The 12,596-nt window shown below is 74.8% G+C and carries 13 protein-coding genes and 1 other RNA gene; 7 read left to right on the plus strand and 7 right to left on the minus strand.

Annotated features, from left to right (window positions below):
- Nucleotides 1-77 precede the first annotated feature (77 nt).
- An RNA gene (gene rnpB, locus G1H19_RS06055) (RNase P RNA component class A) lies at nt 78-478 on the minus strand.
- A gap of 158 nt (nt 479-636) precedes the next feature.
- Between rnpB and G1H19_RS06060 the strand changes: the two genes are divergently transcribed.
- Nucleotides 637-855: a hypothetical protein gene (locus tag G1H19_RS06060; protein WP_152728563.1), complete on the plus strand. Its 219-nt coding sequence runs from the start codon at nt 637-639 to the stop codon at nt 853-855.
- Between the two features lie 13 nt (nt 856-868).
- Here G1H19_RS06060 and G1H19_RS06065 read toward each other — a convergent pair whose 3' ends face one another.
- From G1H19_RS06065 to G1H19_RS06075, 3 genes are read right to left on the minus strand one after another with little or no spacing between them, the layout of a single operon-like run.
- On the minus strand, nt 869-2,116 hold the full coding sequence (locus G1H19_RS06065) for an MFS transporter (protein WP_162392593.1): 1,248 nt from the start codon (nt 2,114-2,116) through the stop codon (nt 869-871).
- A 52-nt stretch (nt 2,117-2,168) separates the two neighbouring features.
- Nucleotides 2,169-3,704, minus strand: coding sequence for an MFS transporter (locus tag G1H19_RS06070; protein WP_152728561.1), 1,536 nt, complete (start codon nt 3,702-3,704; stop codon nt 2,169-2,171).
- A gap of 58 nt (nt 3,705-3,762) precedes the next feature.
- Nucleotides 3,763-4,122, minus strand: a complete 360-nt coding sequence (locus G1H19_RS06075) for a DoxX family protein (RefSeq protein ID WP_235928013.1) — start codon at nt 4,120-4,122, stop codon at nt 3,763-3,765.
- Between the two features lie 24 nt (nt 4,123-4,146).
- On the opposite strand from G1H19_RS06075, the gene G1H19_RS06080 reads away from it, so the two are divergent.
- Nucleotides 4,147-4,902, plus strand: coding sequence for a sulfite exporter TauE/SafE family protein (locus G1H19_RS06080; RefSeq protein ID WP_162392594.1), 756 nt, complete (start codon nt 4,147-4,149; stop codon nt 4,900-4,902).
- A gap of 10 nt (nt 4,903-4,912) precedes the next feature.
- A complete protein-coding gene (locus G1H19_RS06085; protein ID WP_152728559.1) occupies nt 4,913-6,148 on the plus strand; it encodes an SLC13 family permease in 1,236 nt (411 codons plus the stop codon).
- A gap of 85 nt (nt 6,149-6,233) precedes the next feature.
- Here G1H19_RS06085 and nadA read toward each other — a convergent pair whose 3' ends face one another.
- On the minus strand, nt 6,234-7,259 hold the full coding sequence (gene nadA / locus G1H19_RS06090) for a quinolinate synthase NadA (RefSeq protein ID WP_235928014.1): 1,026 nt from the start codon (nt 7,257-7,259) through the stop codon (nt 6,234-6,236).
- Between the two features lie 124 nt (nt 7,260-7,383).
- Between nadA and G1H19_RS06095 the strand changes: the two genes are divergently transcribed.
- The 4 genes from G1H19_RS06095 (at nt 7,384) to G1H19_RS06110 (ending at nt 10,563) form a co-directional block, all read left to right on the plus strand.
- Entirely contained in the window at nt 7,384-7,938 is a 555-nt protein-coding gene (locus G1H19_RS06095) for a DUF2505 domain-containing protein (RefSeq protein WP_162392595.1), read from the plus strand.
- A 110-nt stretch (nt 7,939-8,048) separates the two neighbouring features.
- Complete coding sequence (locus tag G1H19_RS06100; protein WP_152728555.1) at nt 8,049-8,924, plus strand: ABC transporter substrate-binding protein; 876 nt, start codon at nt 8,049-8,051, stop codon at nt 8,922-8,924.
- Between the two features lie 101 nt (nt 8,925-9,025).
- On the plus strand, nt 9,026-9,799 hold the full coding sequence (locus G1H19_RS06105; RefSeq protein WP_202925835.1) for an amino acid ABC transporter permease: 774 nt from the start codon (nt 9,026-9,028) through the stop codon (nt 9,797-9,799).
- The gene (locus G1H19_RS06110) at nt 9,796-10,563 is read left to right on the plus strand and encodes an amino acid ABC transporter ATP-binding protein (RefSeq protein WP_322099354.1); all 768 of its coding nucleotides are present in this window, start codon (nt 9,796-9,798) and stop codon (nt 10,561-10,563) included. Before G1H19_RS06105 ends, G1H19_RS06110 begins: the two co-directional genes overlap by 4 nt.
- A 9-nt stretch (nt 10,564-10,572) precedes the next feature.
- On the opposite strand, the gene G1H19_RS06115 is transcribed toward G1H19_RS06110, so the two are convergent.
- Both G1H19_RS06115 and G1H19_RS06120 read right to left on the minus strand, forming a co-directional pair.
- The gene (locus G1H19_RS06115; RefSeq protein WP_152728553.1) at nt 10,573-11,298 is read right to left on the minus strand and encodes a TetR/AcrR family transcriptional regulator; all 726 of its coding nucleotides are present in this window, start codon (nt 11,296-11,298) and stop codon (nt 10,573-10,575) included.
- Between the two features lie 126 nt (nt 11,299-11,424).
- Nucleotides 11,425-12,564: a bifunctional RNase H/acid phosphatase gene (locus G1H19_RS06120; RefSeq protein ID WP_162392597.1), complete on the minus strand. Its 1,140-nt coding sequence runs from the start codon at nt 12,562-12,564 to the stop codon at nt 11,425-11,427.
- Nucleotides 12,565-12,596: the final 32 nt, after the last annotated feature.

The following is a 12,596-nucleotide window of genomic DNA, read 5'->3' on the forward strand; positions in this document are numbered from 1 at the left end:
TGTGAGCGGCGCCACCCTAGCGAGGACCACCGACAGGACGGCGGGGTCGCCGCACCGCTCCCCCGGGCGGAGGGCGACGGACGAGTCGGCCTGTACGCCGGGTTCTGTCCCCGGGTGCCTCGCGGCCTCCCGATGGGCGGTCATCCATCTAGGCCTGCCGTTGCCGGCAGGCTCGAGCGGTCTACCCGCAGGCATCGGGCGGGCAGCCCTCGGTCGCCTGCGCAGGACGGCGGCGGACCGCCGTCCCTCTTGACCTTGCTCCGGGTGGGGTTTACCGAGCCACACCGGTCACCCGGTGTGCGGTGGTCTCTTACACCGCCGTTTCACCCTTACCAGTGCGGGCACTGGCGGTCTGTTCTCTGTGGCACTGTCCCGCGGGTCGCCCCGGGTCGCTGTTGGCGACCACCCTGCCCTGTGGAGCCCGGACGTTCCTCGGCACCGGGGTCTCCCCCGGCAACGCGACCGCCCAGCCGACTCGTCCGTCGTGCACCGGACCCTACTCAAGCCGAGCGCCGGACCGGACAGTGGTCACGCCGGGGACGCCTGCACACCCGTGGGACAGCTGATGTGAACGGAAGGCGACGCGCCCGTGACGAAACCCCCGGCGGACCCCGAGCACCCGCCTACGGTCGGCCCATGCGTGAGAACCGACTCCCCCGGATCCCCGACTCCGCCGGCTGCTCCACCAGCCGCCTGCAGCAGCTGAAGCTGATCGCCGCGTCCCGGGTCAGCGCCGCCCGCACCACGTCCCGCCAGCAGGTCACCGACATCGTCCGGGTCACCGTGGACGACGAGGTCGACACCCGCACCTTCCGCGCGATCGTCGACGACGTCGCCCCCGACAAGCTGCGCTGACCGACCGGACCGGTCAGTCCTCCACGGCGGCCGGCGCCTCGTCGGCGTGCGCGACGTGCGCCAGCTGCCGCCAGATCAGCACCACGAACAGCGCCGAGCCCGCGAAGGCGAACCAGAACGGCGCGGTGACGCCGTAGCGGTCGGCGAGCAGGCCACCGATGCCCGACCCGATGACCAGACCGCCGAACACCCCGACCAGGTTGACGCTGCCGACCCGGCCCTGCAGCGGCGCGGGCACCGCCCGCTGCCGCACGGTGACCGACGTGGAGCCCCACACGAAGGCGTGCGCGCCGAAGACGAAGAACACCGGCAGCGCCACCCACGGGCTGCTGGCCAGGGCGAGGGCGAGGTGGGTCAGGGTCTCCACCACCAACCCGATCCGCATCAGCTGGGCCAGGGTGAACCGGCGGGTCAGCCATCCGTAACGCCACACCCCGAGCAGCCCGCCCAGCGCACCGACGGTGGTCACCAGGCCGAAGCCGATCTCGCCCAGCCCGAGCCGCTCGCCGGCGTAGAGCACCAGCACCGACCAGGCCGCGCCGAAGGTCACGTTGAAGATGAAGATGGTCAGCACCAGCGTCCGGACGGCGGCGTGGTGCACCACCCAGCGGAACCCCTCGGCGACGTCGTGCCGGATGCGGGTGCGCGCCGCGGCGTCCCGATCGTGCGACGGCATCGCGATCCGGGAGACGAGCACCGCCCCGAGTGCGACGACGAGGGCCTGCACGGCGAACGGCCAGAACACCCCGACGGTGAACAGCGCCGCCCCGATCGGCGGCCCGGCGAGCTGGTTCACCGTGACGAAGCCGGTCATCAGGCGCGCGTTGCCCACCGCCAGGTCGTCCCGGTCGACCAGCATCGGCAGCAGGGTCTGGGTCGCGTTGTCCGCGAAGACCTCGGCGGTCGCGGCGACGAACAGCGCGGCCAGCACCGCGGCCACCGGCACCCGGTCGGTGAACGCGGCCAGCGCGAGCACGGCCAGCACGCCGGCCCGCGCCAGGTCGACCGTGACCACGATCAGCTTCCGGTCCAGCCGGTCGGACAGCGCGCCGGCCAGCAGGCCGAACAGCAGCGGCGGCAGCCACTGCACGGTGGCGGCGAAGGCAACCACCCGGGCGTCGTCGGTGAGCGAGGCCACCAGCAGCGGGCCCGCCGCGATCGCGATGCCGTCCCCCAGCTGGCTGATCCAGGAGGACGCCAGCAGCCACCGGAAGCCCACCCCGAGCCGGGCGGGCACCAGTGCTTCGACCAGACGGCTCACGGCCCGACGATGCCACGGACCGGCCCCGGACCCGGGCGGCGCACCGCAGGGATCAGCTCCGGGCGGCTGGCTCCCGGGCGCCGTCCGCGGCTGCACGCTCGGGTTCGGGCTCCTGGCCCGGCGCCGCCGCGCGCACCAGCAGCAGCACCAGCACGCCGCCGAGCACCCCACCCAACCCGCACACCAGGAACACCGAGCGCAGGCCCTCGGCGTAGGCCGCGGCCAGGGCGTCGGTCAGCCCGGCGCGGGCCTCGGCCGGCGCCGAGCCGATGATCCTCCCGGCCTGACCGGCAACCAGCCCGGCCGCGGACCCTGACGCGTCGGGAGTCCCGGCGTCGGCGAGCGAGGAGGCCGCGCGGGCGGTGAACACCGTGCTCAGCACGGCGACGCCGAGGGCGAACCCGAGCTGGCGGAACGTGTTGACCGCACCGGAGGCCATGCCGCTGCGCTCCCGCGGGACGGTGGCCAGGGCGGCGGAGGCCAGCGTCGGGTTGGCGATGCCGACGCCGAGCCCGAGCACCGCCAGGCCGGGCAGGAGAACCGGCCAGCTGGAGCCCGGCCCGACCAGCGCCAGCAGCAGCGAGCCGGCACCCACCACGACCAGGCCGCCACCGAGCACCAGCCGGGGCGACAGCGTCTGCAGGAAACGCCCGGCCGCACCGGCCACCACGAAGCTGACCAGCGACAGCGGGACGAACACCAGCCCGCCCTGCAGCGGTGACAGCCCGAGGATCGACTGCAGCCACAGCGAGGTGTACAGCGAGGAGGAGAACGCGGCGGCGTTGAGCAGCAGCGCGCCCAGCATGATGCCGGTGAAGGACCGCTCGGCGAACAGCGACACGTCGAGCATCGGCGCGGCCACCCGCCGCTCGACCAGCACCCAGGCGGCCAGCACGACCAGGCCCGCGGCGATCGGCCCCCAGACCAGCGCGTCGCCCCACGACCCGCCGCCGGCCTCGACCAGGCCGTAGACCACGCCGCCGATGCCGAGGGAGAACAGCACGATCCCCGGGACGTCGGGCCGCGGGGCGCCGTCCCGCCGCGACTCCTCGACCGCGATGAGGGTGAGCGCCACGGCGAGCACCGTGACGGGCAGGTTGACGAAGAAGATCCACCGCCAGGACAGCTCGCTCAGCGCCCCGCCCAGGATCGGCCCGAGCGCGGCCGCGGCCCCGACGACCGCACCCCAGACGCCGAACGCCGTCCCCCGGTCCCGGCCCTCGTAGCTGGTGTTGATCAGCGCGATCGTGGTGGCCAGCATCGCCGCTCCCCCGACCCCCTGGACGGCGCGGGCAGCCACGAGCAGGTCGGCGCTCGGCGCCAGCCCGCAGGCCAGCGAGGCGACGGCGAACAGCCCCAGCCCGCCGAGATAGAGCCGGCGCCGTCCGAACAGGTCGGCGAGCGAGCCCGCGCCCAGCACCAGGGCGGCCAGCGCGAGGGCGTAGACGTCGACCACCCACTGCAGCTGGCTGGAACTGGTGCCGAGGTCCGCGGCGAGGTCGGGCAGCGCGACGTTCACGATCGTGACGTCGACGAGCAGCATGAACGTGCCGGTACAGATCGCTGCGAGGGGCAGCCACTTGCGCATGCCAACAACCATGCCAGCTGTGGGTCCGTCGTGCGCAACCGAAGTGCGGGCGGGTGGCTCAGCCCACCCGGGCCACCCGCAGCGCACCCCGGATCAGCACCACCTGCAGCGGCAGCCGGGCCGTGGCGAGCGCCAGCGGCACCGGCGTGTGCGGCACCACCCGGTAGGTGTGCAGGTGCGCGGGCACGAAGGCCACCAGCAGCCCCGCCGCGGCCCGGCCACCCAGCGCGCGGGTGCGCGGGGCGGCCAGCAGCCCGGCCGTGACGAGCTCGGCGACGCCGCTGGCCAGCACCCAGCCGCGGGCGCTGCCCAGCTCCGGCGGCACCAGCGGGGCGAAGGTCGCCGGGCGCACCAGGTGCAGCACCCCCGACCCACCGAGCGCCGCCGCCAGCCCCTGCGCCCATCTGCGTGTCGTCACCGGCCCACCGTAAGGTGGCGCTCCGTGTCCGCCGCCGACCTGCTGATCGCGGCCGGCGTCGCCCTGGTGGCCGGCGTCGTCAACTCCATCGCCGGTGGCGGCTCGCTGATCCTCTTCCCGACCCTGGTGGCCCTCGGTCTGCCCACCGTCGCGGCCAACGTGACCAACTCCATCGCCCAGTGGCCCGGCTACCTGGGCGGGGTGTTCGGCTTCCGCCAGGACTACGTCGGCCAGCGCCGTCGGCTGGTCTCGCTGTCGGTGGTGGCGGCCCTGGGCGGGGTCACCGGGTCGGTGCTGCTGCTGACCACGCCCACCTCCGCCTTCGACACCGTCGTCCCGGTGCTGGTGCTGCTGGCCTCGCTGCTCATCGGGGTGCAGCCGCTGATCACCCGCCGGCTGCGCCGGGGCGACACCGGCGCCGACCCCACCGACCGGGTGTGGCTGTACGTGGCCGTCTACCTGGCCACAGTGTACGGCGGCTACTTCGGCGGCGCCCTCGGCGTGATCCTGACCGGGGTGCTCGCGCTGGGCCTGGGCCGGCTGAAGCTGGCCAACGCGATCAAGAGCATGCTGTCGCTGGTCACCGCCAGCACCACGGTGGTCGTGTTCGGCGTCTTCGGCCCGGTGGAGTGGGCCTACGTGGCCGTCTGCGCGCCGGCCGCGCTGGCCGGCGGCTACCTGGGCGCGAGGATCGCCGGCCGGATCCCGGCCACCCCGCTGCGGGTGCTCATCGTGGTCTTCGGCGTCAGCGTCGCGGTGTACCTGTTCCTGCGCGGCTGACCGGCGACTGATGGACGCCGTCGCGTTCGCCGTCGCCGCCGTCGTCCTGCTGGCCGCGCTGGTGGCCGCGGTCGTCGACTCCCCGCGACTGTCCGGGGGCGCGGTGGCCTGCACCGGCGCGGTGTACCTGGCGCTGGTCGGCGCGGTCGGCTGGCCCGACGGCGAGGCCGCGGTGCGCGAGGTGGCCCCCACCGTGGGGTTCCTGGTGGTGATCCTGCTGCTGTCGCACCTGGCCGACACCGAGGGCCTGTTCCGCTGGGCGGCCGCGGTGACCGCCCGGCGGGCCGGCCGCTCGGCGCCGCGGCTGTTCCTCGCCGTCACCGGGCTCGCCGCCCTGGTCACCGCGGTGCTCAGCCTGGACGCCACGGTGGTGCTGCTCACCCCGGTGGTGCTGGCCGCGGCCCGGCGCATGCGGGTGCCGGCCGGGCCGCACGGCTGGGTGACCGGTCACCTGGCCAACAGCGGCTCGCTGCTGATGCCGGTGAGCAACCTGACGAACCTGCTGGCGTTCACCGCGACCGGGCTGTCGTTCCTGCACTTCACCGCGCTGATGGCCGGTCCGTGGCTGGCCGCGGTGGTCGTGGAGCACCTGACCCTGCGCCGGGTGTTCCGCGCCGAGCTCGCCGTCCCGGTGCCCGTGCCGGTCGACGACGTCCCGCCGGCGCCGCGGCTGGCGCTGGCGGTTGTGGGGCTCACGGTGCTGGGGTTCGGGGCCGCCTCGCTGGTCGGGGTGTCCCCGGTGTGGCCGGCGCTGGCCGGTGTGCTGGTGCTCGCCGCGAAGCAGCTGCGCAGCCGGCGGACCCGCCTCGCCGAGCTGGTCGAGGCGGCGAACGTGCCGCTGGCGCTGTTCGTGTTCGGCCTGGCCGTCGTGGTCCTGGCGCTGCGGCGGGCGGGGCTGGAGGAGCTGCTGGCCGACCTGCTGCCGGTGGGCGGCTCGCTGCCGGCGCTGCTCGCCGTCGCCGCGGTGGCCGCGGTGACGGCGAACCTGGTGAACAACCTGCCGGCCACCCTGGCCCTGCTGCCGGTCGCCGCGGCCGGGGGCACGCCCACCCTGCTGGCGGTGCTGATCGGGGTGAACGTGGGCCCGAACCTCAGCTACGCCGGGTCACTGGCCAACCTGCTGTGGCGCCGCGTCATGGGCCCCGACGCCCCGACCCCGACCCGGTACTCCCTGGTCGGCCTGGCCACGGTGCCCCTCACCCTCCTCACCGCCACCACCGCCCTCTGGCTGGCCCTGGAGCTCTAGCGCCGCCCCACCGCCCGCCCTCGGCCCCCGTGCAGGGCCCCGCGCCGCGCGGAGCGTGGCGTGGGGGGCACGGGGGTCCTTCCGTTCACTCGCCCCCGCGCCCGGGGTCACCGATCGCGATCATGGCCTCGACGGCGCGGCGGGCGCGGGCGGCGGTGTCCGGGTCGACGTCCACGGCGCCCTCCCCGGTCTGCAGGGTGCGCAGCAGCTTGGCGGGCGTGATCATCTTCATGTACCGGCAGGCGGCGCGGGCGTTCATCGGGATGAAGTCGGTGCCGGTGTTGAGCGAGCGCAGCTGGTGCAGGATGCCGACCTCGGTGGCCACCAGGACCTGCCCGGCGCGGGTGGCGACGGCGGCGTCGACCATGCCGCCGGTGGACAGCACCCGGGTGCGGTCGGCGGGCAGGTCGCCGTTGCTGACCAGGTCCAGCACGGACGTGGTGCAGCCGCACTCGGGGTGCACCAGGATCTCGGCGTCCGGGTGGGCGGCGATCTGGGAGCGCACGTCGGCGGGGCTGATGCCGGCGTGCACGTGGCACTCCCCCGCCCAGATGTGCATGTTCGTCCGGCCGGTCACCCGGCGCACGTGCGCGCCGAGGAACTGGTCGGGGCAGAACAGCACCTCCCGGTCGGCCGGGATCGACCGGACGACGTCGGCGGCGTTGGACGACGTGCAGCAGACGTCGGTCTCGGCCTTCACCGCGGCGGTGGTGTTGACGTAGCTGACCACGACGGCGCCGGGGTGCTCGGCCTTCCACTCCCGCAGCTGCTGGGCGGTGATGCTGTCGGCCAGCGAGCAGCCGGCGGCGTGGTCGGGCAGCAGCACCGTCTTGTCCGGGCTGAGGATCTTCGCCGTCTCGGCCATGAAGTGCACGCCGCAGAACACGATCTCGCGGGCGTCGGTCTCCGCGGCCACCCGGGACAGGTACAGCGAGTCGCCGGTGTGGTGGGCGACGTCCTGGATCTCGGGCACCTGGTAGTTGTGCGCCAGCACGACGGCGCCGCGCTCGTCGGCCAGCCGGCGCACCTGCACCGCCCAGGCGTCGTACTCGCCGGGTGTCATCGTCCGCTCGGAGCCGACGAGCTGGACGGGTGGGATGGTGGTGGTCACTGGGTCTCCCGCGGTCGGGGGCTGACGTCTGGTCGGGGCGGCGTGCGCGGCGCACCCGGGACCGCCCATCATCCCCGTCCCCGCCGGGGACCCACCGCCGTACCCGCCACCCCAGGAGGACCCCGTGCCCGTGCAGCACTCGGCCAGCTACCCCGCCGACCCCGACCGGGTGCTCGCGGTGCTCACCGACGAGTCGTTCCTGCGGGAGTACGCCGCCGGGCTGGGCACGACCGTGGAGGACGTGGCGACCACCCGGGACGGCGACACGGTGCGCACCACCGCACGGCTGCGCGCCTCCACCGCGGGCGTGCCGTCGGTGTTCACCCGGTTCCTGGGCGGGCAGGTGACGGTGCTGGACACCCGCACCTGGCGCCCGGACGGCGCCGGCGGCCACCGCGGGGAGCTGACGGTGAGCACGTCGGTGATGGGCCGGGAGGCCGCCCTGCGCGGGCAGACGGTGCTCACCGCCTCGGGCGGCTCGACGCTGTCCACCACCACCGCGGAGGCCACCGTGGACGCCCCGCTGGTCGGCCGGCAGGCCGAGGCCGCGGTGCGGGAGCTGGCCCAGATCGTACTCCGCCGGGAGAGCGAGTCGGTGCTGCGCCGGCTGGGCCCCGACGGCGGCTCCGACGGTGGCCCCGACGGCGGCCCGGACGCTGGCCCGGTCGACGGAGGCTGAGCCGCCGTTGACAACGGTCCGGTCACTGCGTCCCGCCCGGTGCGGTCAGCGGCCGCCTGAGCACCTACGATCCCCAGGTCGTTCGACTCTCAAGGACTCCTGAGGACCTCATGCGCTCATCCCCGCTCGCTCTCGCCGTGCTCACCGCCGCCCTGCTCGCGGCCGGCGCCTGCGCCACCGAGGACTCCGCGTCCGACGGTGCCGGTGCCTCCGGGACGCCCTCGGGCGGCGGGTCCTGCGCGCCGGCCGACCTGGACACGGTGGAGGCGGACACGCTGACGGTCGCCACCGACCAGCCGGCCTACGGCCCCTGGTTCGTCGACGACGACCCGGCCAACGGCGAGGGCTACGAGTCGGCCGTCGCCTACGCGGTCGCCGAGCAGCTCGGGTACACCGAGGACCAGGTCACCTGGACCCGGGTGCAGTTCAACGCGGCGATCACCCCGGGTACGAAGCCGTTCGACTTCGACGTCAACCAGTTCACGATCACCGACGAGCGCCGGCAGGCCGTCGACTTCTCCTCGCCGTACTACACCGCCACGCAGGCCGTGATCACGACCGCGGGCTCCGCGGCCGACGGGGCGACCAGCATCGCCGACCTGAAGGGCCTGCGTCTCGGCGCCCAGGTGGCCACCACCAGCCTCGACGTGCTCACCGACGTCATCGCCCCGGACAGCGACCCGGCGGTCTTCAACACCAACGACGACGCCAAGCTGGCGCTGCAGAACGGTCAGGTGGACGGGATCGTCGTCGACCTGCCGACCGCCTTCTACATCACCTCGGCCGAGCTGGACGACGGCGTGATCGTCGGCCAGATCGCGGACTCCGGGGAGTCCGGCGACCAGTTCGGCCTGCTGCTGGCCAAGGACAGCCCGCTCACCGACTGCGTGACCCGGGCCGTCGACGCGCTGCGCGAGGACGGCACGCTGGACGCGCTGCAGCAGCAGTGGCTGGCCGAGGTTGCCGACGCCCCGGTCCTCTCCTGACCCCCCGTCCCGCCGCGCCGGGCCCCGGGCTGCCGGAGCCCAGCGCGCTGGAACTCGACCGCCGCCGCTGGCGGGCCCGGCGGTCCCAGCGCTCCACCGCGGTGGCGCTGGCCTCGACGCTGGCCTTCTTCGTGGTCGCCTATCTCGTGGTCACCAGCGCGCCGGGCTGGCCACGGGTCCAGGCGACGTTCTTCTCCCTGGACGTCGCCCGCCGGTCGTTCCCGCAGATCCTCACCGGCCTGTGGCTCAACCTGCAGGTGCTGGTGGTCGGTGGGCTGCTGGTGCTCGCGTTGGGCCTCCTGCTGGCGGTGCTGCGCACGCTGCGCGGCCCGGCCTTCGCCCCGCTCCGGCTGCTGGTCACCGTCTACGTCGACCTGTTCCGCGGCGTCCCGCTGATCATCGTGCTGTACCTGGTCGGCTTCGGGTTCCCGGCGCTCGGGCTGCAGGGTGCGCCGACGTCGCCCTTCGTCCTGGGGACGACGGCGATCGTGCTCACCTACTCGGCGTACGTCGCCGAGGTGTTCCGGGCCGGGATCGAGTCGGTGCACCCCAGCCAGCGGGCCGCCGCCCGCTCGCTGGGGCTCACCCACCGGCAGAGCATGCGGATCGTGGTGCTGCCGCAGGCGCTGCGCACGGTGACCCCGGCGCTGCTCAACGACTTCGTGGCCCTGCAGAAGGACGTCGGGCTGATCTCGGTGCTCAGCGTGGTGGACGCGGTGCGGGCAGCGCAGATCGTGGTCGGGCAGACCTTCAACTTCACGCCCTACGTCGTCGCCGGGCTGCTGTTCGTGCTGCTCGCCGTGCCCTCGGCGCGGATCGCCGACGCCGTCAGCGCCCGGGCCCGCCGGCGCCAGCAGAGCGGCAGCCTGCTGTGAACGACACCCCACCGGGCGCGGGCCCGGTGCTCGACGTCCGGGGCGTGGTCAAGGCGTTCGGGTCGAACGTGGTGCTGCGCGGGGTCGACCTGTCCGTCGAGGAGCACCGCGTGGTGGCGCTGATCGGCGGGTCCGGGTCGGGCAAGTCGACGATGCTGCGCTGCGCCAGCCTGCTGGAGACCGTGGACGACGGGCAGGTGCTCCTCGACGGCGAGGACGTCACCGACCCGCGGGTGGACGCCGACCGGGTGCGCCGCCGGATGGGCGTGGTGTTCCAGGCCTACAACCTGTTCCCGCACCTGTCGGTGCTCGAGAACGTGACCCTGGCACCGACCGTGGTGCACGGCCGGTCCGCCGCCGAGGCCCGGGAGGAGGCGCACGCGCTCCTGGCCCGGATCGGTCTGGCGGAGAAGGCCACCGAGTACCCGGACCGGCTCTCCGGCGGGCAGCAGCAGCGGGTCGCCATCGCCCGCGCGCTGGCGGTGCGGCCCCGGCTGCTGCTGCTGGACGAGATCACCAGCGCCCTGGACCCCGAGCTGGTCGGCGAGGTCCTCCGGGTGGTGCGCGAGGTGGCCGCCGGTGGGATGACCATCGTGATGGCCACCCACGAGATGGGGTTCGCCAAGCAGGTCGCCGACACCGTCTGCTTCCTCGACGGCGGCGTGGTGCTGGAGCACGGCCCGCCCGCCCAGGTGCTGGGCGACCCCGTGCAGCCGCGGACGCGGCAGTTCCTCGCCCGGGTCATCGACGCCGGGCGGCTGTGACCGGACCGGTCAGGGCTGCGGACGGCGCCCGCAGGCCAGCCGCATGAGGTGGTCCAGCTCGTCCGGGTCGGGGGGCGCCAGCGGGAGCGGGGCCCGGGGCGCGCCGTCGGCGCGCAGGCCGGCCGCGACGAGTGCCGCGTAGCGGCGCCACAGCTCCGGCACGTCGGGGCCGGCGACCGCGGTCAGCATCCCGGTGAGCGCCACGAGGTCGGACACCGCGACGTCCGAGCGGACCACCCCGGCGCGCTGGGCCCGCTCGAGCAGGTCCCCGGCCACCGCGTGCACCCGGTCGATCGACTCCCGGAACGCCGAGGGCAGGGGCGCCGTCTGGGAGATCACCTCGCGCAGGCCGCGGTCGGACACCTGCAGCTCGACCATCCCGGTCACGAAGCCCAGCAACCCGGTCCACGGGTCCGGGTCCAGCGCGGCCGCCTGGCCGATGCCGATCACCGCCTGCAGCCGGTCCTCGAACAGCGCGACCACGAGGTCCTCCCGGCGGGGGAACCGCCGGTACACGGTGCCCACGCCGACGCCGGCGCGGCGGGCGATCTCGTCGAAGCCGGCGTCCAGCCCGCGCTCGGCGAACACGTCCATCGCCACCGCCAGGACTCGCCTGCGGTTGCGCTCCGCGTCGGCCCGCAGCGGGCGCGCCGAGGCACACCCGTCGTCCTGCCCGGTGGGTGCGGCGGCTCCCGACCGGGTCCGGGGGCCGGCGTCCCCGGGGTGTGCTGCCACGTCCTCACCTCACCCGCACCCCCGGTGGGCATCATCGCCCGGTCAACCGGAGGTGCACTTCCGGATCACGACCGTACCAGCGGCCGGCCGCACCGACGAGCCGAGCACGCCCGGCAGGGCGGCGGCTCAGCGCAGGTGCGAGGTGTCGTTCACCAGCTGCACCCAGCTGCCGCCCTCGCGGGTCCAGCTCGCCGTGCACAGCGACGCGGCCTCCAGGAACACCCGGTGCACGACGTCCAGCGGCACGCCCAGGGCCTCGGTGAGCAGCACCTTGATCGGGGTGACGTGGCTGACCAGCAGCACCGTGCGCCCCTCGTGCGCGGCGACGATGCGCTGCCGGGCCGCGCGCACCCGGTCGGCGACGGCGGCGATGCTCTCCCCGCCGGGCGGCGCGACCGTGACGTCCCCGGCCCACCGCCGGTGCTCCTCCGGGTGCGCGGCCCGCGCCTCGGCGCCACTGAGCCCCTCGAAGAGCCCGAAGTCCATCTCCACCAGGCCGTCGTCCAGCTCGACCGGCAGCCCGAGCGCGGCGGCCACGATCTCCGCGGTCTCCCGGGTGCGGCGCAGCGGCGAGGAGATCACCACCTCGATGCCCAGGCCGGCGAGCCGTGCGGCAGCCGCCTCGGCCTCGGCGCGACCCTCGGGTGACAGCGGCAGGTCGTTACGGCCACTGAACCGGCGTTCCCCGGTGTGCACCGTGCGGCCGTGCCGGAGCAGGTGCGTGGTGGTCGAGGTGCGCGGCACGATGGCGGTGTCCTGCCGGGCCACCCGCTCCCCCGCCGGGGCGGGACCGCCCTCGACCGCCGGGGCGGCGTCGACCAGCTCGACCGGGTCGACACCGGCGTCGCGGCGCACCGGCCGGCCGTCCATCGCGCTGTTGGCCAGGGCGTCGGCGGCGCTGTTCTGCGCCCGCGGGATCCAGGTGTAGCGCACCCGGCCCAGCTGCCGGGACACCTCGCGCGCCTGTACGGCGAGCTTCTTCATGTCCGGGTGCTTGACCTGCCAGCGGCCGGACATCTGCTCGACCACCAGCTTGGAGTCCATCCGCACCTCGACCTCGGCAGTCGGGTCGATGTCCAGCGCGGCCTGCAGCCCGGCGACCAGGCCGCCGTACTCGGCGACGTTGTTGGTGGCCCGGCCGATCGACTCCGCCCGCTCGGCGAGCAGCTGCCCGGTGTCGGCGTCCTTGACCAGCGCGCCGTAGCCGGCCGGACCCGGGTTGCCCCGTGACCCACCGTCGGCCTCCACGACCAGCCGGCGGGTCACCGGCACCCCACTGTCGACCTCGAGTGCAGGGT

Origin of the sequence: Goekera deserti (genome assembly GCF_010685995.1) — a bacterium.
Classification (GTDB): Bacteria; Actinomycetota; Actinomycetes; order Mycobacteriales; family Geodermatophilaceae; genus Goekera; species Goekera deserti.